Annotated in this window: 17 protein-coding genes; 10 read left to right on the forward strand and 7 right to left on the reverse strand. The window is 68.3% G+C overall.

All coding sequences use genetic code 11. The features are described from left to right. Positions 1-456: 456 nt before the first annotated feature. Complete coding sequence (locus ABT288_RS00935) at positions 457-1,794, forward strand: MATE family efflux transporter (RefSeq protein ID WP_351601006.1); 1,338 nt, start codon at positions 457-459, stop codon at positions 1,792-1,794. Positions 1,795-1,935: 141 nt separating this feature from the next. Here the strand turns inward: ABT288_RS00935 and rplI are convergent, their stop codons facing one another. From rplI to rpsF, 4 genes are all read right to left on the reverse strand, one after another. Continuing rightward, positions 1,936-2,382 (reverse strand): 50S ribosomal protein L9, encoded by a 447-nt coding sequence (gene rplI / locus ABT288_RS00940; protein WP_351601009.1) that lies wholly within the window; start codon positions 2,380-2,382, stop codon positions 1,936-1,938. Between the two features lie 18 nt (positions 2,383-2,400). Then, positions 2,401-2,637, reverse strand: a complete 237-nt coding sequence (gene rpsR / locus ABT288_RS00945; RefSeq protein ID WP_003949403.1) for a 30S ribosomal protein S18 — start codon at positions 2,635-2,637, stop codon at positions 2,401-2,403. A 58-nt stretch (positions 2,638-2,695) separates the two neighbouring features. Next, positions 2,696-3,286, reverse strand: coding sequence for a single-stranded DNA-binding protein (locus tag ABT288_RS00950; protein WP_351601012.1), 591 nt, complete (start codon positions 3,284-3,286; stop codon positions 2,696-2,698). A gap of 78 nt (positions 3,287-3,364) precedes the next feature. Further along, the gene (rpsF, locus tag ABT288_RS00955) at positions 3,365-3,655 is read right to left on the reverse strand and encodes a 30S ribosomal protein S6 (RefSeq protein ID WP_351601015.1); all 291 of its coding nucleotides are present in this window, start codon (positions 3,653-3,655) and stop codon (positions 3,365-3,367) included. A gap of 272 nt (positions 3,656-3,927) precedes the next feature. On the opposite strand from rpsF, the gene ABT288_RS00960 reads away from it, so the two are divergent. The 3 genes from ABT288_RS00960 (at position 3,928) to ABT288_RS00970 (ending at position 6,602) form a co-directional block, all read left to right on the forward strand. Next, positions 3,928-4,239 carry a hypothetical protein gene (locus ABT288_RS00960; RefSeq protein ID WP_351601018.1) on the forward strand — a complete coding sequence of 104 codons (312 nt, stop codon included), beginning with the start codon at positions 3,928-3,930 and terminating at the stop codon, positions 4,237-4,239. A gap of 126 nt (positions 4,240-4,365) precedes the next feature. Further along, positions 4,366-5,487 carry a peptidoglycan bridge formation glycyltransferase FemX gene (femX, locus tag ABT288_RS00965; RefSeq protein WP_351601021.1) on the forward strand — a complete coding sequence of 374 codons (1,122 nt, stop codon included), beginning with the start codon at positions 4,366-4,368 and terminating at the stop codon, positions 5,485-5,487. Positions 5,488-5,570: 83 nt separating this feature from the next. Further along, entirely contained in the window at positions 5,571-6,602 is a 1,032-nt protein-coding gene (locus ABT288_RS00970; RefSeq protein WP_351601025.1) for an alanine racemase, read from the forward strand. A 91-nt stretch (positions 6,603-6,693) separates the two neighbouring features. Here ABT288_RS00970 and ABT288_RS00975 read toward each other — a convergent pair whose 3' ends face one another. Then, entirely contained in the window at positions 6,694-8,238 is a 1,545-nt protein-coding gene (locus ABT288_RS00975) for a glycosyltransferase family 87 protein (RefSeq protein ID WP_351601028.1), read from the reverse strand. A 129-nt stretch (positions 8,239-8,367) separates the two neighbouring features. Next, positions 8,368-11,007, reverse strand: a complete 2,640-nt coding sequence (locus tag ABT288_RS00980; protein WP_351601031.1) for a transglycosylase domain-containing protein — start codon at positions 11,005-11,007, stop codon at positions 8,368-8,370. A gap of 395 nt (positions 11,008-11,402) precedes the next feature. On the opposite strand from ABT288_RS00980, the gene ABT288_RS00985 reads away from it, so the two are divergent. The 4 genes from ABT288_RS00985 to ABT288_RS01000 all read left to right on the forward strand — a co-directional run bounded on the left by ABT288_RS00985 (position 11,403) and on the right by ABT288_RS01000 (position 15,219). Then, the gene (locus tag ABT288_RS00985) at positions 11,403-12,080 is read left to right on the forward strand and encodes a PadR family transcriptional regulator (protein WP_351601033.1); all 678 of its coding nucleotides are present in this window, start codon (positions 11,403-11,405) and stop codon (positions 12,078-12,080) included. A 43-nt stretch (positions 12,081-12,123) separates the two neighbouring features. Beyond that, positions 12,124-13,206, forward strand: a complete 1,083-nt coding sequence (locus ABT288_RS00990; protein WP_351601036.1) for an inositol-3-phosphate synthase — start codon at positions 12,124-12,126, stop codon at positions 13,204-13,206. Between the two features lie 128 nt (positions 13,207-13,334). Further along, positions 13,335-14,597 (forward strand): MFS transporter, encoded by a 1,263-nt coding sequence (locus ABT288_RS00995; RefSeq protein ID WP_351601039.1) that lies wholly within the window; start codon positions 13,335-13,337, stop codon positions 14,595-14,597. A gap of 277 nt (positions 14,598-14,874) precedes the next feature. Further along, the gene (locus tag ABT288_RS01000; protein WP_351601042.1) at positions 14,875-15,219 is read left to right on the forward strand and encodes an LppU/SCO3897 family protein; all 345 of its coding nucleotides are present in this window, start codon (positions 14,875-14,877) and stop codon (positions 15,217-15,219) included. Positions 15,220-15,329: 110 nt separating this feature from the next. On the opposite strand, the gene ABT288_RS01005 is transcribed toward ABT288_RS01000, so the two are convergent. Next, entirely contained in the window at positions 15,330-16,796 is a 1,467-nt protein-coding gene (locus tag ABT288_RS01005) for a CCA tRNA nucleotidyltransferase (protein WP_351601045.1), read from the reverse strand. Between the two features lie 299 nt (positions 16,797-17,095). Between ABT288_RS01005 and ABT288_RS01010 the strand changes: the two genes are divergently transcribed. Together ABT288_RS01010 and murJ are read left to right on the forward strand one after the other, a co-directional pair. After that, positions 17,096-19,477 (forward strand): DUF6049 family protein, encoded by a 2,382-nt coding sequence (locus ABT288_RS01010; RefSeq protein ID WP_351601048.1) that lies wholly within the window; start codon positions 17,096-17,098, stop codon positions 19,475-19,477. 45 nt (positions 19,478-19,522) lie between these two features. Further along, on the forward strand, positions 19,523-21,889 hold the full coding sequence (murJ, locus tag ABT288_RS01015; RefSeq protein ID WP_351601049.1) for a murein biosynthesis integral membrane protein MurJ: 2,367 nt from the start codon (positions 19,523-19,525) through the stop codon (positions 21,887-21,889). Positions 21,890-21,901: the final 12 nt, after the last annotated feature.

The raw sequence follows: 21,901 nt of genomic DNA on the forward strand, positions 1-21,901 counted from the left end.
GCGGACCTCGCCGTGTCCTCTTTTGTACGGCACGACACTGACAAATGAGAGGCCCAACTCCGGTCCCGACGCGTCGGATTTGTGACGATTCCCAGGCCGAGGAAACGACGCTTTCCGAGCCGAGGAAAGGAGAGGGCGCCGGACAACGGTAGGCCTGCCGGCACCGTCAGCCAATCTGGTTATCCACAGGCCATGTGGACGACGGCCCGGATGCTGTGGAGAACTCGCCGAAACCTGTGCACGACCCGGTGGACGGGCCTGTGAACAAGCCCTCCCTCCCCCGCACAAGATCGCTCTGACCTGCACCTTTACCATCCACCGGCTGTGCAGAAGAAAAACTTCCCCAGTCGGGCCGAGATCGCTTCGAACGGTGCGCGAAAGGACACGCCCAGAGAGCAGGGGTAAGGGTCATTCAGGCATTGCATCACTTACCTGTGGACGATTAGATTAGTGCACATGACACAGGCTCCCGCGATACCCGAGGCTTCCCGACGGCGGCACGACAGAGAGATCGTCGCACTGGCCGTACCGGCCTTCGGTGCACTCGTCGCCGAGCCTCTCTTCGTCATGGCGGACAGTGCCATCGTCGGCCATCTCGGGACCGCCCAACTCGCCGGCCTCGGTGTTGCCTCAGCCCTGCTCACCACCGCGGTGAGCGTCTTCGTCTTTCTCGCCTACGCCACCACCGCCGCCGTGGCCCGGCGCGTCGGTGCCGGCGATCTGCAGGCCGCGATCCGCCAGGGCATGGACGGCATCTGGCTGGCACTGCTGCTCGGCATCGCCGTCATCGCCGTCGTCCTTCCGCTGGCCCCCGGCATCGTGCAGCTCTTCGGCGCCTCCGCGACCGCGGCTCCCTACGCCACGACGTACCTGCGCATCTCTTCACTGGGCATCCCGGCCATGCTGGTCGTCCTCGCCGCGACAGGAGTGCTCCGCGGACTGCAGAACACCAGAACCCCGCTCTTTGTCGCCGTCGCGGGCTTCGTCGCCAACGGCGCCCTGAATGCGGGACTCGTGTACGGTGCCGGGCTCGGCATCGCCGGTTCGGCCTGGGGCACGGTCATCGCCCAGTGTGGCATGGCGGCCGTCTATCTGACCGTGGTCGTACGCGGGGCCCGTAGGCACGGGGCTTCCCTGCGTCCGGACGCCGCCGGAATCCGGGCCTCGGCCCAGGCAGGCGTTCCGCTCCTGGTCCGCACACTGTCACTGCGGGCCATCCTGATGATCGCGACCGCGGTCGCGGCACATCTGGGCGACGCCGACATCGCCGCCCACCAGATCATCCTGTCCCTGTGGAGCCTGCTTGCCTTCGCTCTCGATGCGATAGCGATCGCGGGACAGGCCATCATCGGACGCCATCTCGGTGCGAACGACGCGCAAGGAGCGCGTGAGGCCTGCCGTCGCATGGTCCAGTGGGGCGTCGCGACCGGTGTGGTCCTCGGTCTGCTCGTGGTGGCCGCCCGCCCGCTGTTCCTGCCACTGTTCACCAATGACATCGTGGTCAAGGACGCGGCCCTGCCCGCGCTGCTGATGGTGGCGCTCTCACAACCCATCTGCGGGATCGTCTTCGTGCTGGACGGCGTCCTGATGGGCGCGGGCGACGGCCCATACCTGGCCGGGGCCATGGTCGTCACGCTCGCGGTGTTCGCTCCGGTCGCCCTGCTCATCCCCACCCTGGGCGGAGGGCTCACCGCGCTGTGGGCGGCGATGACGCTGATGATGACCATTCGCATGCTGACCCTGTGGCTACGCGCGCGCTCAGGTCGCTGGATCGTCACCGGCGCCATCCGCTGACCGGATCGGCGGGGCCGTCACACCGTCCCGGTTTCACGTGAAACATGCCGCACCTGACCGCGGAGAATTCCGGCACCGCACACGAAGAGGGGCCGCCCCCTGCGGGGCGGCCCCTCTTAGCGGCTCGAGCCGAGCGCAGCGTCAGGCCGCGATGACCTCGATGTTGACCTTGGCGGCAACCTCGGGGTGCAGACGCACGGACGTCTCGTGGGCGCCCAGGGTCTTGATCGGGGCGGACAGCTCGATGCGGCGCTTGTCGACCTCGGGGCCACCGGACGCCTTGATCGCGGACGCGATGTCGGCCGGGGTGACGGAACCGAAGAGACGGCCGGACTCGCCGGAGCGGACCGCCAGGCGGACCTTGACGCCCTCGAGCTGAGCCTTGACCTGGTTGGCCTGCTCGATGGTCTGGATCTCGTGGATCTTGCGAGCGCGGCGGATCTGCTCGACGTCCTTCTCGCCACCCTTGGTCCAGCGGATGGCAAACTTCCGCGGGATCAGGTAGTTGCGAGCGTAACCGTCCTTGACGTCAACGACGTCGCCAGCGGCACCGAGGCCGGAGACCTCGTGGGTGAGGATGATCTTCATGAGTCGGTCACCCTTCCCTTAGCGCGCGGTGGACGTGTAGGGCAGCAGCGCCATCTCACGGCTGTTCTTGACGGCCGTGGCGACGTCACGCTGGTGCTGCGTGCAGTTGCCGGTCACGCGGCGGGCACGGATCTTGCCGCGGTCGGAAATGAACTTCCGCAGCATGTTCGTGTCCTTGTAGTCCACGTACGTGACCTTGTCCTTGCAGAAAGCGCAGACCTTCTTCTTCGGCTTGCGCACAGGCGGCTTCGCCATGGTGTTTCTCCTGTGTGATCAAGAAGTTTGGGGTACGGCCCGCCCCTGGTCCGAGGACCTAGAAGGGGGGCTCGTCCGAGTAGCCGCCACCGCCGCCGGAGCCTCCGCCCCAGCCACCGCCGGCCTGGCCGCCGCCCTGGTTGCCACCGGCAGGAGCGCCGGTCGCCCACGGGTCGTCGGCCGGAGCACCGCCGCCCTGCTGGCCGCCACCGGGGCCTCCGCCCCAGCCGCCGCCACCCTGGCCGCCACCGCCGCCGTAACCGCCCTGGCCACCGCGAGCGCCACCGGCGGTCTTGGTGACCTTGGCCGTGGCGTTGCGCAGGCTGGGGCCGACTTCCTCGACGTCCAGCTCGTAGACCGTGCGCTTGACGCCCTCACGGTCCTCGTAGGACCGCTGCTTCAGCCGGCCCTGCACGATGACGCGCATGCCTCGCTGAAGCGACTCGGCGACGTTCTCCGCCGCCTGACGCCAGACCGAGCAGGTCAGGAACAGGCTCTCGCCGTCCTTCCACTCGTTCGTCTGACGGTCGAAGGTGCGGGGAGTGGACGCGACGCGGAACTTCGCGACCGCCGCACCGGACGGGGTGAAGCGCAGCTCGGGGTCGTCGACAAGATTGCCGATGACCGTGATGACGGTCTCGCCTGCCATGGGGGAACCTCTCGGCGGGTTTGCTGCTGGCTGCTTGGTGCTGCTACTCGAATCCCGAGATCAGCTGAGCGCGAGGGCTCAGTGCATCTCGGGGCGGAGGACCTTGGTCCGGAGGACCGACTCGTTCAGGTTCATCTGGCGGTCGAGCTCCTTGACGACCGCAGGCTCGGCCTGCAGGTCGATGACCGAGTAGATGCCCTCGGGCTTCTTCTTGATCTCGTAGGCGAGACGACGACGGCCCCAGGTGTCGATCTTCTCAACCTTGCCGCCACCGTCACGGACGACGGACAGGAAGTTCTCGATCAGCGGGGAGACAGCACGCTCCTCGAGATCGGGGTCGAGGATGACCATCACCTCGTAGTGACGCATGTGGAACCCACCTCCTTTGGACTCAGCGGCCACGGTCGTTCCGTGGCAGGAGGGTCGTGATGCGTACGCAACGGTATCGGCCGCCACTGACAATCGGGGGCCTCTGAGGGATCCCGCAGTGTTACCTGGGCAGGCATGGGCAGACACCAGTGCAGACGCTACAGACTACCCGCACACCCGCTTCCGGTTGAAATCCGCCCGGGAAGGCCGTCACCCTGTACACGTCGGGTGTGTACGGCGCTACTGTGCGCCGTCTTCCGCAGGAGGTGCCCATGGCACAGGCATTGCATCCCAACGTCGCCGGTTCCCTCTTCGCCACGGACGGCAAGCGCCGTCCGCTCCAGGACGCACTGACGGCGGCCACGCTCGCCCTCGGCGTGCTGTCCTTCATCACGTCCTTCTTCTCCGGCCTGCACCTGCTGTCCTCGTGGACGGGACTGGTGGGGCTGCTCGTCGGGGTCTACGGACAATGGATCTCGGTGACCACGCGGGAGCGCTTCGGGCTCGTAGTGGGTATGGGCGCCTCGGGAGTCGGTTTCCTCATCAGCATGGCGAACGGCGGATTGTTCGGCGGCCTCTTCTAGCAAGACGCCCAGTCGGGTTCTAAGCAGTACGGCCAGTCGGGGCGCTCGCACGGCGCAGTAGGCTTCGGCGCGAGAGCCGGAGCCCCTGTACCCATGGGGACACACCAGCCCGAGGAGCGCCCCGACATGAGCCTGACCCTGAGGACCATCAGCCGCGAGCAACATCTGGCGTACATCCAGAGCCTGCCGGCGGCGAGCCACATGCAGGTTCCGGCCTGGGCCGATGTGAAGGCGGAGTGGCGCTCGGAGAACCTCGGCTGGTTCGACGACCGCACCGGCGAGCTGGTCGGCGTGGGCCTGGTCCTCTACCGCCAGCTGCCCAAGATCAAGCGCTACCTCGCCTATCTGCCCGAGGGCCCGGTCATCAACTGGTTCGCGCCGAACCTGGACGACTGGATCCAGCCGATGCTGGCGCACCTGAAGCAGCAGGGCGCCTTCTCCGTGAAGATGGGCCCGCCGGTGATCATCCGGCGCTGGAACGCCGAGACGATCAAGAAGGGCATCCAGGACCAGGACGTCAAGCGTCTGCGGGACCTGGAGGCGGACTTCATCGAGCCGCGCGCCTTCGAGGTGGCGGACAAGCTGCGCCGCATGGGCTGGCAGCAGGGCGAGGACGGCGGCGCCGGGTTCGGCGACGTGCAGCCCCGCTATGTCTTCCAGGTGCCGCTGGCGAACCGTTCCCTGGAAGAGGTCCACAAGAACCTCAACCAGCTGTGGCGCCGCAACATCAAGAAGGCCGAGAAGGCCGGCGTCGAGGTCGTCCAGGGCGGCTACCAGGACCTGGCCGAGTGGCAGCGGCTGTACGAGATCACCGCTGTGCGCGACCACTTCCGGCCGCGCCCGCTGTCGTACTTCCAGCGCATGTGGACGGCCCTCAACACCGAGGACCCCAACCGGATGCGGCTGTACTTCGCGCGGCACAACGGCGTGAACCTGTCCGCGGCGACGATGCTGATCGTCGGCGGACACGTCTGGTACTCCTATGGCGCCTCCGACAACATCGGCCGTGAGGTCCGGCCTTCGAACGCGATGCAGTGGCGGATGCTGCGCGACGCCTACGCGCTCGGCGCCACCGTCTACGACCTGCGCGGCATCTCCGACTCGCTGGACGAGACGGACCACCTGTTCGGCCTGATCCAGTTCAAGGTCGGCACCGGCGGTCAGGCCGCCGAGTACCTCGGCGAGTGGGACTTCCCGCTGAACAAGCTGCTCCACAAGGCACTCGACATCTACATGTCGCGCCGCTGAACCCCGGGCGTTTGATTCCATAGGCTTCACAGCTCTCACACCTCTGACAGACCGCTGCCACGAGAAAGGTTCCGGGTCCGGCCATGGCGCTCACGCTCTACGTCGACACCGCGCGCTGGCGGGCGCACCACAAGCACGTGCAGGAGCAGTTCCCGGGACTCGTCCCGGTCTGCAAGGGCAACGGCTACGGCTTCGGGCACGAGCGGTTGGCCGAGGAGGCCACGCGGCTCGGTGCGGACCTGCTCGCCGTCGGCACGACCTACGAGGCCGCGCGCATCAAGGACTTCTTCGGCGGTGACCTGCTGGTGCTGACGCCGTACCGGCGCGGAGAGGAGCCCGTGCCGCTGCCCGACCGGGTGGTGCGCTCGGTGTCGTCCATCGACGGGGTGTACGGCCTTGTCGGCGCCCGTGTCGTCATCGAGGTGATGTCCTCGATGAAGCGGCACGGCATCAGCGAGCAGGATCTGCCCCAGCTGCACCAGGCCATAGAGAACGTCCGGCTGGAGGGCTTCGCCCTTCATCTGCCGCTCGACCGCACCGACGGCTCGGACGCCGTCGAGGAGGTCATCGGCTGGATGGACCGGCTGCGTGCGGCCCGGCTGCCGCTGCACACGATGTTCGTCAGCCACCTCAAGGCCGATGACCTCATCCGGCTCCAGCAGCAGTTCCCGCAGACCCGGTTCCGTGCCCGCATCGGCACGCGGCTGTGGCTGGGGGACCACGAGGCCACCGAGTACCGCGGTGCCGTCCTGGACGTCACGCGCGTGTCCAAGGGCGACCGGTTCGGCTACCGGCAGCAGAAGGCGGCTTCAGACGGCTTCCTGGTGGTCGTGGCGGGCGGTACGTCGCACGGGGTGGGCCTGGAGGCCCCGAAGGCCCTCCACGGCGTCATGCCGCGCGCCAAGGGCGTCGCACGGGCCGGCCTCGCCACGGTCAACCGGAACCTTTCTCCGTTCGTCTGGGGCGGCAAGCAGCGCTGGTTCGCCGAGCCGCCGCACATGCAGGTGTCGATCCTGTTCGTCCCCGCGGACGCCCCGGAGCCGAAGGTCGGCGACGAGCTGGTGGCCCATCTGCGGCACACCACCACGCAGTTCGACCGGCTCGTGGACCACTGAGCCCGGGCCAGGACAGCGAGAAGGCCGTACACGCGCCCCGCGTGTACGGCCTTCTTCGTGCTTCTTCATGGCCTTCCGACGGCGCGTTCACTCAAAGCGAACGGCCCTCGGTGGACGGCGTCTCCGCCCTTCCCCAGTCCACCTGAGGCCCCTCGAAGTGGGCGGCGTGCCGCGGCGGATGGGCTGCCGCGCCGAGCACGAAGACGTCCTGCGCGCCGTCGAGCACCCCGCCCGAGGGATCGTCGTCGCCCGACCGGCGCACCACGTCCCGCTCCGGCATGAGGACGTCCCGTACGACGACCGCGCACAGGTAGAGCGTGCCCGCCAGGTGCAGCACGATCGACCAGTGGTATCCGAGCGTCGGCAGGCCCTTGTGGGCGTCGCCACTGGTCGTGTAGGCGAGGTACATCCAGATACCCAGGAAGTACGCCACCTCGCCGGCCTGCCAGATCAGGAAGTCGCGCCACTTGGGCCGGGCAAGGACCGCCAGCGGCACCAGCCACAGGACGTACTGCGGGGAGTAGACCTTGTTGGTGAGGATGAAGGCCGCCACCATCAGAAAGGCCAGCTGGGCGAAGCGCGGCCGGCGCGGCGCGGTGAACGCCAGCGCGACGATGCCCAGGAAGCACAGCACCACCAGCACCATCGCGGCGGCGTTCACAAAGCCCGTGCCCGGCGGGTTGCTGGAGTTCTGCGCCCAGATCAGCCAGAACGACCCGAAGTCGACGCCGCGTTCCTGGCTGAACGTGTAGAACTTCGACCAGCCCTGGAAGGCGAAGAGCATCACCGGCAGGTTCACCACGAGCCAGGCGATCACCGCGCCGCCCACGGCCTGGGCGTACTCCCGCCACTTACCGGCCCGCCAGCACAGTACGAGCAGCGGGCCCAGCAGGAACACGGGGTAGAGCTTGGCGGCCGTGGCGAGACCCAGGAGGACACCGAAGGCAACGGGACGGCTCCGGGACCACATCAGCATCGCGGCGGCCGTGAGCGCCACCGCCAGCAGGTCCCAGTTGACGGTCGCGGTGAGCACGAAGGCGGGCGCCAGGGCGACCAGCAGACCGTCCCAGGGGCGCCGACGGTGGGTGCGGGCCACGCAGACGGCGATAACGGCGGCGCACACCATCAGCATCCCGGCGTTGACGAACCAGTACCACTGCTCTTGGTGCTGGATGCTGCCGCTGTGCGGGGTCAGCCAGGACGCCACCTCCATGAACACACCGGTCAGCACCGGGTATTCGAGGTAACCCATGCCGCCGGACATGTCGTCCGGGAGTCTGTCGAAGTACGGCACGAGATGGTCGGCGAACCCGCGGCCCTGGTAGAGGTGCGGGATGTCCGAGTAGCAGGCCTTTGTGTACTGGCTGCTCGCGCCGAAGAACCAGGCGCTGTGGTAGCAGGGCGCCTTCTGGACCAGGCCGAGGGCGAACATGCCGATCGCCACGAGCGCGACAACCCGAACGGGGGTCCACCACGAGGTCCCGAGCAGGGCGCGTCGTCCCAGGGGCCCGCCGATCAGCTCACTGCCGGCCCGGGCGATCTCGTCCTCACTGGTCGGCCGCACCGGCTCTGCCGTGGCGGGCCGTAGGGGCTCGGGCTCGTGCATGCTCGCGGGCATCATCTCTGCACTGGGCATGAGGCACATCCTGCCGTACCTGTCCAGGAAAACGCCGAGGACCGCCGCACCTGATGGGTGCGGCGGCCCATGTTTCACGTGAAACACCCTTGGCGCGCCATATGGCCGCCAACCGGTCAGACCCGATGGCTAACCAGTGGGACCGGCGAAGATGCCTCCGTTGCCGTTACCCCGGTTGTTGCCTCCGGGCCCGGACGTATCCGTGACGGAGGGCGACGGCGAGGTGCCTCCGGTGGTGCCGCCCGTGTCGGTGCCTCCAGTGGTGCCGCACTTCCAGCTCCAGCCGTTGCACGTCTGGCTCGCCGACGGCGAGGGCGACGTGAGCGTGTCACTGGGCGACGGGCTCGGCGAGTTGCTCGGCGTCTGGCTCGGCGTGATGCTGACGGTCGGGGTCGGGGTCGGGGCACCGGCCTCGTCCTGGACGTTGCCGATCGCGGTGGCGGCCGGGAAGCCGAGGTCGTTGTCTCCCTTGAGCGCGGCCTGCATGTATTCGGTCCACACCGATGTCGGGATGTCACCACCGTGGATGGAGGGGACACCGGCCGTGCCGTTCATGGACAGCAGCTCGTGGTCCTTCGGGTTCTCACGGAACATCGCCACCGAGGTGGACAGCTGCTGGGTGTAGCCGACGAACCAGGCCGACTTGTTGCTGTCCGTGGTACCTGTCTTGCCGGCCGCCGTACGGCCCAGGGCCTTGGCGTTCTGACCCGTACCGTTCTGGATCACGTTCTGCAGGACGTCCGTCACGTTGTTCGCCACGTTGTCCGGCATCGCCGGGGTGACCTGCGGCTTGGTGAAGCCCGGCAGCTGCTCGCCGTTCTTCTTCACCTCGGTCACCGAATACGGGTCCGCGTGCTGACCGGACGCGGCGAAGGTCGCGTACGCGTCAGCCATACGGATCGCACTCGGGGTCGAGGTGCCGATGGCGAAGGACGGATTGAGCGTGGAGAAGCTGTCCTTGAGGATGCCGGACGACTGGGCGACGTCCCGGACCTTCGACATCCCCACATCCATGCCGAGCTGGACGAACGGTGTGTTGATGGACTGCTCCATCGCCTTGCGCAGCGTGATGTAGCCCCACTTGTGGTCGCTCTCGTTGCGCTGGTAGAAGACCGAGCCGTCCTTCTTCAGAACCGGGCTGCCGTCCTGATTGAGCACCTTGAGATGGTCGTCGCCGTTGTACTTGCTCAGCGGGGAGACGCCCTGCCCGCCGGACCTGTAGGTCCCGTACTCCATGGCCGCGGCGAGCACGAACGGCTTCCACGTCGAACCGACCGGGACACCGGAGGTGTCGGCGTTGTTCGTGAAGTGGCCGTTCTCGTAGCCGTCACCGCCGTAGAGGGCCACGATCGCCCCGTCCTTGGGCACCACCGACGCCGCGCCGAACTGGACGTACTTGTCCAGGTCCCGGCGCTTTGGATCGATGCGGTCCTTCTGGACCTTCTTCACGGCCGCGGCCAGCTCGTTGACCTTGTCCTTCCGGAAGGTCGTCTTGATCTGGTAGCCGCCCTGGTCGAACTGGGCCTCCGTGATGTCGGAGTGCGCGAGAACGTACTTCTTCGCCGTGTCCACCAGGTAACTGATCTGGCCGGTCATGCCCCTGGTCGCCTTACGGCCGTCGGGCATGGGGTAATGCGCTTTGGCTTCCTGATACTGGGCGTCGGTCAAATGGTGATCGTTGTGCATCTGCTCGAGGATCCACGCCCAGCGGGCCTGCGAGCGCTGCGTGTTGGCCTGCTGTGTCGCCGACGGGTCGAGATCCGCGTTGCCCGCCGGGTCGAAGTACGTCGGGCCCTTGAGCAGCGCCGCGAGCACGGCGCACTGGCCCGGCGTGAGGTCCACGGCGTTCTTGCCGTAGTACGTCTGCGCGGCCGCCTGGATGCCGTACGCGCCCCGGCCGAAGTAGGAGGTGTTCAGGTAGCCCTGGAGGATCTGCTTCTTGTTGAGCTTCGTCCCCACCTTGATGGAGATGAACATCTCCTTGAACTTACGGGTGATGGTCTGCTGCTGGCTCAGGTACGTGTTCTTCACGTACTGCTGGGTGATGGTCGAACCACCCTGGGTCTGGCCGCCCCGCGCCATGTTGACCACGGCGCGCAGGATGCCCATGGGGTCGACGCCCGAGTCCTGGTAGAAGCTCTTGTTCTCCGCCGAGATCACGGCCCACTGCATGGCGTCGGGAATCTGGGAGATGTCGATGTTCTGCCGGTTGATGCCCGTGCCCGTGGCCACCATCTGCTTGCCGTCGGCCCAGTAGTAGACGTTGTTCTGGGACTTGGCCGCGTCGTTCTCGTTGGGGATCGAGACCATCGCGTAGCTGACGCCGACGAGCACCACCAGGCTGCCGACGAAGCCGATGAACAGCCCGGAGACGAGCTTCCAGGAGGGGATCCAGCGGCGCCAGCCGTACTTCCCGGCTCGGGGATAGTCGATGATCCGCTTCTTGCCGGGAGCGGTCGACGCACGGCCTCTGCCACGCCCGGGACCGGTCGGACCGCCGGGAGCACCACGCCGGCCACCCAGGCCCGCGTTGTCGGCACCTCTGCGGCGGTTGCCTCTCTGCGCCGCCCGGCGGGCCTCGGCCCGGCTGCCGTAGGGACGCTCCTCACCTACCGAGCCACGGGAACCCGACCCATAGGAGTCGGCTGGAGATCCGGTGGCGCCTTGCGGTGCCGCACGGCGGCCGGAGGACGAACCGGGCTGGCCGCGTCGGGCCGCGGCACGTCCGCCTCCCTGCGGCTGCGGCGGTTTGCGACGGTGCTCGCTCATCGAACGATTACTCCTCGGGCAGGCGCACCCGTGCGCGCCTGGAACGGCGGCTGGTTTCCGGTCCCCCCGAAGTACGGATGTGGTCGGTTCTGCATTCACCCGTACCGCACCGGGGACGACGACGCTCCCCGGGCGCCACTTGGTTCCCGGTGGACTGCATGCCGCACAGACTACGCACCGCCAAAACCCGCCGAGCCCCGAAGTTCACCCCAAAACAGGCAACCCGCACCGTACGAATCGGTGATGTGACCCCGTTCACCACCGCCCCTCTTGTCGCTTGCGCAAGGCCGTTCTATCGTCATGATGTATCGAGTCGATACATCAGCGCGAGATAAGGACGCTGAAGGCACTGCGAGACCCGCGTGAGCGATCAGCGGGACCGAGAGGAGGCGACGATGAGCCGGCGTTCCGGCATCCTCGAGTTCGCCGTACTCGGCCTGCTGCGCGAGTCCCCGATGCACGGCTATGAGCTGCGCAAACGACTCAACACGTCCCTGGGCGTGTTCCGAGCGTTCAGCTACGGAACTCTGTATCCCTGCCTCAAGACGCTGGTCGCCAACGGCTGGTTGATCGAGGAGCCGGGCAGCACCCACGAGGACGCCGCTCCCCTCGCCGGACGCCGAGCGAAGATCGTGTACCGATTGACGGCAGAAGGTAAGGAGCACTTCGAGCAGCTCCTCTCGCAGACCGGCCCCGACGCGTACGAGGACGAACATTTCGCCGCACGCTTCGCCTTCTTCGGGCAGACGTCGCGGGATGTTCGCATGCGCGTACTGGAGGGTCGGCGCAGCCGCCTGGAGGAGCGCCTGGAGAAGATGCGCGCCTCCCTGGCGCGTACGCGGGAGCGCCTCGACGACTACACACTCGAGCTCCAGCGCCACGGGATGGAGTCCGTGGAGCGCGAAGTGCGCTGGCTGAACGAGCTCATCGAGAGCGAGCGGGCCGGGCGGGACCTGAAGGGTTCCGCGTCCGGGGGGTCCGCTCAGCAGGACACCACCACTGGATCGACGGGCGGCCTGCCCCGTCGCGGGGACACCCCCCGCACGGATACGCCCGGCGACACCGCCACGTGAGACCCACTCAGGGCCTCACTCGTACACACAGGGAGCAACCGGAATGGGTTCGGTTCGCGTAGCCATCGTCGGCGTGGGCAACTGCGCCGCCTCGCTGGTGCAGGGAGTCGAGTACTACAAGGACGCCGACCCGGCGTCGAAGGTCCCCGGCCTGATGCACGTGCAGTTCGGTGACTACCACGTGCGCGACGTCGAGTTCGTCGCCGCGTTCGACGTCGACGCCAAGAAGGTCGGCCTCGACCTCGCGGACGCGATCGGCGCCTCCGAGAACAACACCATCAAGATCTGCGACGTGCCCAGCACCGGTGTCACCGTGCAGCGCGGCCACACCCTCGACGGCCTCGGCAAGTACTACCGCGCCACCATCGAGGAGTCCGCGGAGGAGCCGGTCGACGTCGTCCAGATCCTGAAGGACAAGCAGGTCGACGTCCTGGTCTGCTACCTCCCGGTCGGCTCCGAGGACGCGGCGAAGTTCTACGCCCAGTGCGCCATCGACGCCAAGGTCGCCTTCGTCAACGCCCTCCCGGTCTTCATCGCCGGCACCAAGGAGTGGGCGGACAAGTTCACCGAGGCCGGTGTGCCGATCGTCGGTGACGACATCAAGTCCCAGGTCGGCGCCACCATCACGCACCGCGTCATGGCGAAGCTGTTCGAGGACCGCGGTGTCATCCTCGACCGCACGATGCAGCTGAACGTCGGCGGCAACATGGACTTCAAGAACATGCTCGAGCGCGAGCGCCTGGAGTCCAAGAAGATCTCCAAGACGCAGGCCGTCACCTCCCAGATCCCCGACCGGGACCTCGGCGAGAAGAACGTCCACATCGGCCCGTCCGACTACGTGGCCTGGCTGGACGACCGCAAGTGGGCCTACGTCCGCCTCGAGGGCCGCGCCTTCGGCGACGTCCCGCTGAACCTGGAGTACAAGCTCGAGGTCTGGGACTCCCCGAACTCCGCGGGTGTCATCATCGACGCCCTGCGCGCCGCGAAGATCGCCAAGGACCGCGGCATCGGCGGCCCGATCCTGTCGGCGTCCTCGTACTTCATGAAGTCCCCGCCGGTCCAGTACTTCGACGACGAGGCCCGCGAGAACGTCGAGAAGTTCATCCGCGGTGAGGTCGAGCGCTAGCTCGACAAGGCCGCGGAGCGCCAAGGCGCCTGAGGGCGATCACTCGCACCAGAACGCTCCTGCCAGGGCTGTGAAGGTCCCCGGGTCCCATGACCCGGGGACCTTCCGCATATGTGAGGCTGTGCCCCATGCCCGTCGTCCGTGACCTGCGCGTCCTGTTGCGCCTGCGGTACTTCCGACGCCTGCTCTCCATCCGCCTCCTGTCCCAGGGCGCCGACGGCGTCTACCAGGTCGCGCTCGCCGCGTACGTCGTCTTCTCCCCGGAGAAACAGACCTCGGCCACCGCCATCGCCTCGGCCATGGCGGTCCTGCTGCTCCCCTACTCGCTGGTCGGCCCGTTCGCGGGCGTTCTGCTGGACCGCTGGCGCCGCCGGCAGATCTTTCTCTACGGCAACCTGCTGCGCGCCCTGCTGGCCGCGGCCACCGCCGTGCTGATGGTCAGCCAGGTCCCGGACTGGCTCTTCTACGTCTCGGCGCTGTGCGTCACGGCCGTCAACCGCTTCGTCCTCGCCGGGCTGTCCGCGTCCCTGCCCCGCGTGGTGGACACCGAGCGTCTTCTGCTCGCCAACTCCCTGTCCCCGACGGCCGGAACACTGGCCGCGACCTTGGGCGGCGGTCTCGCCTTCGCCGTACGGCTTCTGGCGTCCGACTCCGACGCGGCGGTGGTACTCCTCGGTGCCTTCCTATATCTGTGTGCCGGCCTGGCATCGCTGACCATGCCTCCCGCGCTCCTCGGTCCCGACCGGCAGCCGACACGACCGCACATGGCCACCGCCCTCGCCGCGACGGCACGCGAACTGCGGGCAGCCGTCCGTCATCTGGCCGCGCCGAGGCGCAGGGAAGCCGCATGGGCGCTGGCCGCGATGACGCTGATGCGCTTCTGCTACGGCGCGCTCCTCGTGCTTCTGCTGATGCTGTGCCGGTACGCCCTCTCCGCGAGTCCCGAGGGCGGGCTCCGGCTGCTCGGCCTCGCGCTGGCGCTGTCGGGTGCGGGATTCTTCGCGGCGGCCGCGGTGACGCCATGGGCGGCGGGACGCCTCAGGCCCGGGCGCTGGATCATGGTGTGTTCCGGCGCCGCCGCCGTACTGGAGCCCGCCCTCGGCCTCCCGTTCGCCACCGGGCCCCTCCTGGTCGCGGCCTTCGTCCTGGGGCTGATCACCCAGGGCGCAAAGATCGCCACGGACACGATCGTCCAGGCCTGCGTCGACGACGGTTTCCGCGGCCGGATCTTCTCCGTGTACGACGTGCTGTTCAACGTGGCCTTCGTGGGAGCGGCCGGAGTGGCGGCCCTGATGCTGCCCCCGGACGGACGCTCGGCAACGCTGGTCGTCACAGTCGCCGTTATCTACGGGGCGGTTGCTGCGGCTATGGCCCGCTTTGAACGCCGGTGAGTGTCACATCAAAGCCACAGAGGCCCCCTGAGCTACAGAAGTGTCAGTGGAGCCCGGTAACTTACGTGCGTCTTACGCGCCGCTTATGTGCGCTGCTCACCAACTCTCCTAGGGGGACCCACAAGTGACGACTCCGCCGCCCCAGGGCCAGAATCCATTCGCACAGGGCCAGCAGGCGTACGGCCAGCCCCAGGCTCCGCACCCTCCGCAGGGCGGCTACCCGCAGCAGCCGGGCCAGCCTGGGTTTCCCCAGCAGGGCACGGCACCGTATGCAGCAGTGCCTCCTCAGCGGCCGAAGCGCAACGTCAAGCTGTACGTGCGCATAGCCATCATCGTCGTCGGTCTTATCGCGGCGGCCGGCGGCTACCTCGGCAGCCACAGCGACGACACCCAGAAGCTGGCCGTCGGCGACTGCCTGACGAACAAGGGAACCGCCAAGGACCCGAACATCGAGCAGCTGGACTGCAGCGATCCGAAGGCGGACTACAAGGTGCTCAAGAAGGACGGCAGCACCAGCCTCGCCATGCTCGCCTGCCAGTCGGTCCAGGGAACGACCGCTGCCATCTCGTGGCGAGAAGGCAGCGACTCATTCGTTCTCTGCCTGGGAGACAACAAGAAGTAGCGCTTGAACGTGTGGAGGGGCGATGTTTCACGTGAAACATCGCCCCTCGGCACGTTCTGATCCAGGCGGGTGTTTCACGTGAAACATGGCACCGCCCGGCTCGGCAGAGATCAGTTCTGCTCGGCCCACCACTCCTTGAGAGCCTTCACCGCCGCGTCGTGCTCCATCGGACCGTTCTCCAGACGCAGCTCCAGCATGTGCTTGTACGCCTTGCCGACGACAGGGCCGGGGCCCACGCCCAGGATCTCCATGATCTGGTTGCCGTCGAGGTCCGGGCGGATCGCGTCCAGCTCCTCCTGCTCCTGCAGCTGGGCAATACGCTCCTCCAGACCGTCGTAGGCCCGGGACAGCGCGGCAGCCTTGCGCTTGTTGCGCGTGGTGCAGTCGGACCGGGTCAGCTTGTGCAGGCGGTCCAGCAGCGGGCCCGCGTCACGGACGTAGCGGCGCACCGCCGAGTCCGTCCACTCCCCGGTGCCGTAGCCGTGGAAGCGCAGGTGAAGTTCGACCAGCCGAGAGACGTCCTTCACGAGCTCGTTGGAGTACTTCAAGGCGGTCATGCGCTTCTTGGTCATCTTGGCGCCGACCACCTCGTGGTGGTGGAACGAGACCCGGCCATCCTTCTCGAAGCGGCGCGTGCGCGGCTTGCCGATGTCGTGCAGCAGCGCGGCCAAGCGCAGGGTGAGGTCGGGACCGTCCTGCTCCAGGGCGATCGCCTGCTCCAGGACGATGAGCGTGTGCTCGTAGACGTCCTTGTGCCGGTGGTGCTCGTCGCGCTCCAGGTGCAGCGCCGGCAGCTCGGGCAGCACATGGTCGGCGAGCCCGGTCTCGACGAGCAGGGCCAGCCCCTCGCGCGGGTGGTCGGACAGGATCAGCTTGTTCAGCTCGTCCCGGACCCGCTCGGCCGAGACGATCTCGATGCGTCCGGCCATCTCCGTCATCGCGGTGACGACCTCGGGGGCGACCGCGAAGTCCAGCTGGGCGGCGAACCGGGCGGCCCGCATCATCCGCAGCGGATCGTCCGAGAAGGACTCCTCGGGCGTGCCCGGCGTCCGCAGCACACGCGCCGCGAGATCCTCCAGGCCCCCGTACGGGTCGATGAACTCCTTCTCCGGCAGTGCCACGGCCATCGCGTTGACCGTGAAGTCCCGGCGGACGAGATCCTCCTCGATGGAGTCGCCGTACGACACCTCGGGCTTGCGCGAGGTTCGGTCGTAGGCCTCCGACCGGTAGGTGGTGACCTCGATCTGGAAGTTCACATCAGTGTCTCCGACACGGGCACTCTTGTGCGCGCCGACGGTGCCGAAGGCGATGCCGACCTCCCAGACGGCGTCCGCCCAGGGCCGGACGATCTTCAGAACGTCCTCGGGGCGGGCGTCGGTCGTGAAGTCCAGGTCGTTGCCGAGCCGGCCGAGCAGCGCGTCGCGCACCGACCCCCCGACCAGGGCGAGGGAGAACCCGGCCTCCTGGAATCGGCGGGCGAGATCGTCGGCGACGGGGGCCACCCGCAGCAGCTCGGCGACCGCGCGCTGCTGCGCCTGGCTCAGGGCAGAGGGAGTGTCTTCGTTGGGGTTCGGCACAACAGAAGAGGGTACGTGCCCCGGCGACCAGGGGCGGCCTCCATTTACGCCCCGGAGCGACCTCCCTGTGATCGAGGGGCAGCGGCCGCCAGGGGCCGCGGACAGCTCCTTGCATACCCGTCGCAAGCACTGCCCTCGAGGCGTACGGAAGCTCTCCCCTCGATACTGGATATAGAGGACGGGACGCGGTCGTTCCTCGATCTTGTGACGGAGACCGCGGCACTTCCCCTCCGCGCGCATCGTTACCATGCGTGGACGCACATTCCGACGACCACTGACGACGAGGGACGGGCGAGCGCGTGGCCGAGGCGGCTGAATTCCAGGGGACCAGTGCCTCACCTGCCCGCCGGTGGCTGCGACGCACCGGCGCACTGCTCGCTGGTGCGCCGCTGCTGGCCGGACTGCTCCAGCTGCCCGCCGCGGCGCCCGCCCAGGCCGCCTCCTCGGACGCGGTGTCCGTGGCCCTGGACTCACTGACCCCCAGCGCCCCCACCGACGGGGACACGCTGACCGTGTCGGGCACCGTGACCAACAACGGTAAGCAGACCGTCACCGGCGCTCACGTGGGCCTGCAGGTGGGTCCCATGCTGAGCACCCGCTCGGCGATCGATTCCGTCGCCGAGCACTCCGACGACCTGCCGGGCGAAATCGGCTCCGAGGTCGGCGGCAAGTACGTGGAGAAGTTCGCCAAGCTGACCCCGGGCGTCGCCGAGCACTTCAGCATCTCTGTCCCCGTGGACAAGCTCGACCTCGGCGACAACGGCGTCTACGAGTTCGGTGTCTCCCTCTCCGGCAAGACCGCCGCCCAGCCCTGGGACCAGATGCTCGGCATCCAGCGGACGTTCCTGCCGTGGCAGCCGTCCGACGCCGACACCAAGACGAAGACGACGTACCTGTGGCCGCTGATCTCTACGGTCCACATGACGGCCAAGACGGGCGCCGGCGAGCTCCAGACGCCGGTGTTCCTCAACGACAGCCTGGCCAAGGAGCTCGCACCGGGCGGCCGGCTGGCCCAGATGGTGGAACTGGGCAAGGACCTCGACGTCACCTGGGTGATCGACCCGGACCTGCTGGCCTCCGTGGACGCGATGGCGACCGGCAACTACCGGCTGCCCGGCAACGCGGGCACCACCACGCCCGGCCCGAAGGACCACCAGGCGCTCGCCAAGCAGTGGCTGTCGAACCTGCAGAACGCAGTGGTCGGCAAGGAGGTCGTCGCCCTGCCCTTCGCCGACCCGGACCTGGCATCCCTCGCGCACAACGGCATCAGCGTCACCGGCTCGCTCAGCCACCTCAAGGACGCCACCGAGGTCGCCGCCACCACCGTCAAGACGGTGCTCCACGTCACACCGAGCACCGACTTCGCCTGGCCGGTGGAGGGCGCCGTGGACCCGGCGATCATGAAGGTTGCCACCTCCGCCGGGGCCGACCGCGTGATCGCCCGTAGCGACAGCCTCCAGGAGACCGCCGGGCTGCCGTACACGCCCTCCGCCGCCCGCCCGGTCGGCGGCGGCACCACGGCAGTGGTCTCCGACGCCCGGCTGTCCACGGCCTTCGAGGGCGACCTGACGAAAGCGGACTCCGCCACCCTCGCCGTGCAGGAGTTCCTGGCGCAGAGCCTCGAGGTGAACGCGCAGACGGACAAGCAGCGCAGCATCGTGGTCGCCCCGCAGCGCATGCCCACCGCGAGCCAGGCCCAGGCGATGGCGGCGGCGCTGAAGACGCTCCAGGACGGGAACTGGTCCCAGTCCCAGAACCTCTCCGCGGCGGCCAAGGACAAGCCGGATCCGAACGCCACCACGCGTATCCCGTGGGGTTCCGCCTATCCCTCCTCGCTGCGCTCGCAGGAACTGCCGCGGACGGCCTTCGAGCAGATCGCGCGCACCCAGGACAAGCTCAACAGCTTCCAGGTGATCCTCTCCGACCAGTCCCGCGTCGTCACACCGTTCGGACGGGCCATAAACCGTGAGATGTCCACCTCGTGGCACGGCAGCAGCTGGCACGCACAGAGCTACCGCGACGGCGTGGAGGCATGGCTCGACGAGCTGGCCGACCAGGTCAAGCTGATCGACAAGTCGGAGACCAAGCTCTCCGGACGCAGCGCGACCATCCCGGTGACTGTCCAGAACAACCTCGTCCAGCCGGTCGGCCACCTGGTCCTGCGCCTCACCTCGACCATGCCGACGCGCCTGAAGATCGGCGGCAAGGCCTACTCCGAGCAGCCGGTGGAGATCTCCGGCGGGCACAGCCAGTCCGTGAAGTTCACCACGTCGGCCAATGCCAACGGCCGGGTCACGGTGATCGCCCAGCTGTACACCGAGGACGGCCAGAAGTACGGCGATCCCGTCAGCTTCGACGTGAAGGTCACCGAGATCACCCCCACCGTGATGCTGGTCATCGGCGGCGGCGTGCTCCTCCTCGTGCTCGCCGGATTCCGGATGTACACCCAGCGCAAGCGCGCATCCGCCCGCCAGACGGAGGAGAACGGACCCGACGCGGAAGATCAGGCCGCCGACGAGCCCGGGAACCCCGACACCCCCGCAGAACGTCTCTCGGAGGAACCGGAGGATTCCGTCTTGCCCACCGGGGCAGACGACCCGGAGCACCGGAGTGACCCTGCGCCGGACACCGCACCGGAAAGCCCCGACCCGTCCGGGACGGGTGAGAGAGTGGACCGTTGAGCGATGTCGTGGCCGGTGGGCCAGGGACGATGAGGTGGGGTAAGCATGAACGCGCCGTACGACGGTGATCGCGGCCAGGGCGCGGCCGGCTCGGGCTACCCCGAGACGCCGCCGGAGCCCGGTCAGGTGCCGCCGCAGCAAGCGGCCGACATGTACCTCCAGGACGCCTACGACCAGGACCCCTACCGGGGGCGCGACCTCGCCGCTCAGGATCCGGTCGCCGAGGCGCTCTACGACCGCGCCGCGCACCCGCCGCCCCCTCAGGACAGCTACGGGCAGCAGCCGCTCTACGGACAGCCCGCCCAGTCGCCGTACGCGCCCGACCCGCGGGTGTGGGCACAGACGCCGGCTCCGGAGCCGGAGGGCGCGACCCCGTACCTGCCGTACGGCGACAACCCCCGCACGACCCAGTTCGTGGGCGTGGACGACCTGGTCACGCACTCGGGCGAGGAGTACCACGAACCGGACGCCTTCGCGCATCTCTTCAAGGACCAGCAGCAGAGCGGCGGGCATGCGCCCATGGATCCGCCCGGCTACTCCCAGCCGGCCACCGCTGCGGGCACCGGCTACGGCCCCGCCGGCCAGTACCCGCCGGCGCCCGGCCAGGGCCCCCGGCAGGGCAACCCGTACGCCGCGGCCTCCTACCCGGCTGCCCCGGGGAACCCGGCGCAACCGCCCGTGCCCGCTCCGGCCGCGGCACCGGATCCCGCCGGGCCGTACAAAGACGCGGAACCCGAGCCGACAGCGGCTCCCGCAGCCTCCGCCGCACCCGCGAAGAAGGGCGGCAAGGCCACCGGGCTGCTGAAGTCCAGTGCCGTGATGGCGGCGGGCACGATGGTCTCCCGCCTCACCGGTTTCGTCCGCTCCGCACTGATCGCTTCGGCACTCGGCCTCTACTTCCTCGGCGACTCCTTCCAGGTGGCCTACCAGCTGCCGACGATGATCTACATCCTCACCGTCGGTGGCGGCCTGAACTCGGTCTTCGTGCCGCAGCTGGTGCGGTCCATGAAGGAGGACGAGGACGGTGGCGAGGCCTTCGCGAACCGTCTGCTGACCCTCGTGATGGTGGCGCTGGCCGCTCTCACCGCCCTCGCGATGTTCGCCGCGCCGCTCCTGGTGCGGGCGCTGTCGCCCACCATCGCCGGCAACCCGGCCGCCAACGACGTGACGGTCACCTTCACGCGCTACTTCCTGCCCTCGATCTTCTTCATGGGCATCCACGTGGTGATGGGTCAGATCCTCAACGCGCGCGGTAAGTTCGGCGCGATGATGTGGACTCCAGTCCTGAACAACATCGTCATCATCGTGTCGCTCAGCGCGTTCATCTGGGTCTACGGCACCGCCTCGCACTCCGGCTTGACCGTCACGAACATCCCGCCGGAGGGCCAGCGCCTGCTCGGCATCGGTGTGCTGCTCGGTCTGGTCGTCCAGGCGCTGGCGATGATCCCGTACCTGCGCGAGACGGGCTTCCGGATCCGGCTGCGGTTCGACTGGAGGGGTCACGGCCTGGGCAAGGCCGCGATGCTCGCCAAGTGGACGGTCCTGTTCGTCCTCGCCAACCAGGCGGGCGCCATGGTCGTCACCCAGCTGTCCACCGCCGCAGGCAAGGACTCCGGTGTCAAGGGCACCGGCTTCGCCGCCTACGCCAACGCCCAGCTGATCTGGGGCCTGCCGCAGGCCATCATCACGGTCTCCCTGATGGCCGCCCTGCTGCCGCGCATCTCGCGCTCGGCCGCGGAGGGCGACACCGGCGCTGTCCGCGACGACATCTCCCAGGGCCTGCGCACCACTGCCGTCGCCATCGTCCCGATCGCCTTCGGCTTCCTCGCCCTCGGCATTCCGATGTGCACGCTGATCTTCGGCTCCGCGGGCACCGACTCGGCCACCAACATGGGCTACATGCTGATGGCCTTCGGCCTCGGCCTGATCCCGTACTCGGTGCAGTACGTCGTGCTGCGCGCCTTCTACGCGTACGAAGACACCCGCACGCCCTTCTACAACACTGTCATCGTGGCCGTCGTCAACGCGGGGGCCTCGGCGCTCTGCTACTTCCTGTTGCCCGCCCGCTGGGCGGTCGCCGGTATGGCGGCCGCGTACGGGCTGGCCTACGCGATCGGTGTGGGTGTCGCCTGGCGGCGGCTGCGCAAGCGGCTCGCCGGTGACCTGGACGGTGTCCGGGTGATGCGGACGTACGCGCGCCTGTGCATCGCCTCGGTGCCGGCGGCCCTGCTCAGCGGCGCGGCCTGCTACGGCATCGGGCGCACCCTCGGCCAGGGCGTCATCGGCTCCTTCGCCGCGCTGATCATCGGCGGGGCCGTTCTGCTCGGCATCTTCTTCGTGGCCGCCCGCCGGATGCGCATCGAGGAACTCAACTCACTCGTGGGCATGGTCCGCGGGCGTCTGGGCCGCTAAGGCGGGGGTAGG

It is taken from the genome of Streptomyces sp. NPDC001093, assembly GCF_040298985.1.
GTDB lineage: Bacteria > Actinomycetota > Actinomycetes > Streptomycetales > Streptomycetaceae > Streptomyces.

Excerpts from the sequence above, each read along its gene's own strand:
- murJ (WP_351601049.1), top strand. The coding sequence starts at position 19,523 with ATGAACGCGCCGTACGACGGTGATCGCGGCCAGGGCGCGGCCGGCTCG.
- ABT288_RS00980 (WP_351601031.1), bottom strand. The coding sequence starts at position 11,007 with ATGAGCGAGCACCGTCGCAAACCGCCGCAGCCGCAGGGAGGCGGACGT.
- rpsF (WP_351601015.1), bottom strand. The coding sequence starts at position 3,655 with ATGCGTCACTACGAGGTGATGGTCATCCTCGACCCCGATCTCGAGGAG.
- ABT288_RS00970 (WP_351601025.1), top strand. The coding sequence starts at position 5,571 with ATGGCGCTCACGCTCTACGTCGACACCGCGCGCTGGCGGGCGCACCAC.
- ABT288_RS00960 (WP_351601018.1), top strand. The coding sequence starts at position 3,928 with ATGGCACAGGCATTGCATCCCAACGTCGCCGGTTCCCTCTTCGCCACG.
- rplI (WP_351601009.1), bottom strand. The coding sequence starts at position 2,382 with ATGAAGATCATCCTCACCCACGAGGTCTCCGGCCTCGGTGCCGCTGGC.
- ABT288_RS00975 (WP_351601028.1), bottom strand. The coding sequence starts at position 8,238 with ATGCCCAGTGCAGAGATGATGCCCGCGAGCATGCACGAGCCCGAGCCC.
- ABT288_RS00990 (WP_351601036.1), top strand. The coding sequence starts at position 12,124 with ATGGGTTCGGTTCGCGTAGCCATCGTCGGCGTGGGCAACTGCGCCGCC.
- ABT288_RS00985 (WP_351601033.1), top strand. The coding sequence starts at position 11,403 with ATGAGCCGGCGTTCCGGCATCCTCGAGTTCGCCGTACTCGGCCTGCTG.
- ABT288_RS00950 (WP_351601012.1), bottom strand. The coding sequence starts at position 3,286 with ATGGCAGGCGAGACCGTCATCACGGTCATCGGCAATCTTGTCGACGAC.
- ABT288_RS00935 (WP_351601006.1), top strand. The coding sequence starts at position 457 with ATGACACAGGCTCCCGCGATACCCGAGGCTTCCCGACGGCGGCACGAC.
- femX (WP_351601021.1), top strand. The coding sequence starts at position 4,366 with ATGAGCCTGACCCTGAGGACCATCAGCCGCGAGCAACATCTGGCGTAC.
- rpsR (WP_003949403.1), bottom strand. The coding sequence starts at position 2,637 with ATGGCGAAGCCGCCTGTGCGCAAGCCGAAGAAGAAGGTCTGCGCTTTC.
- ABT288_RS00995 (WP_351601039.1), top strand. The coding sequence starts at position 13,335 with ATGCCCGTCGTCCGTGACCTGCGCGTCCTGTTGCGCCTGCGGTACTTC.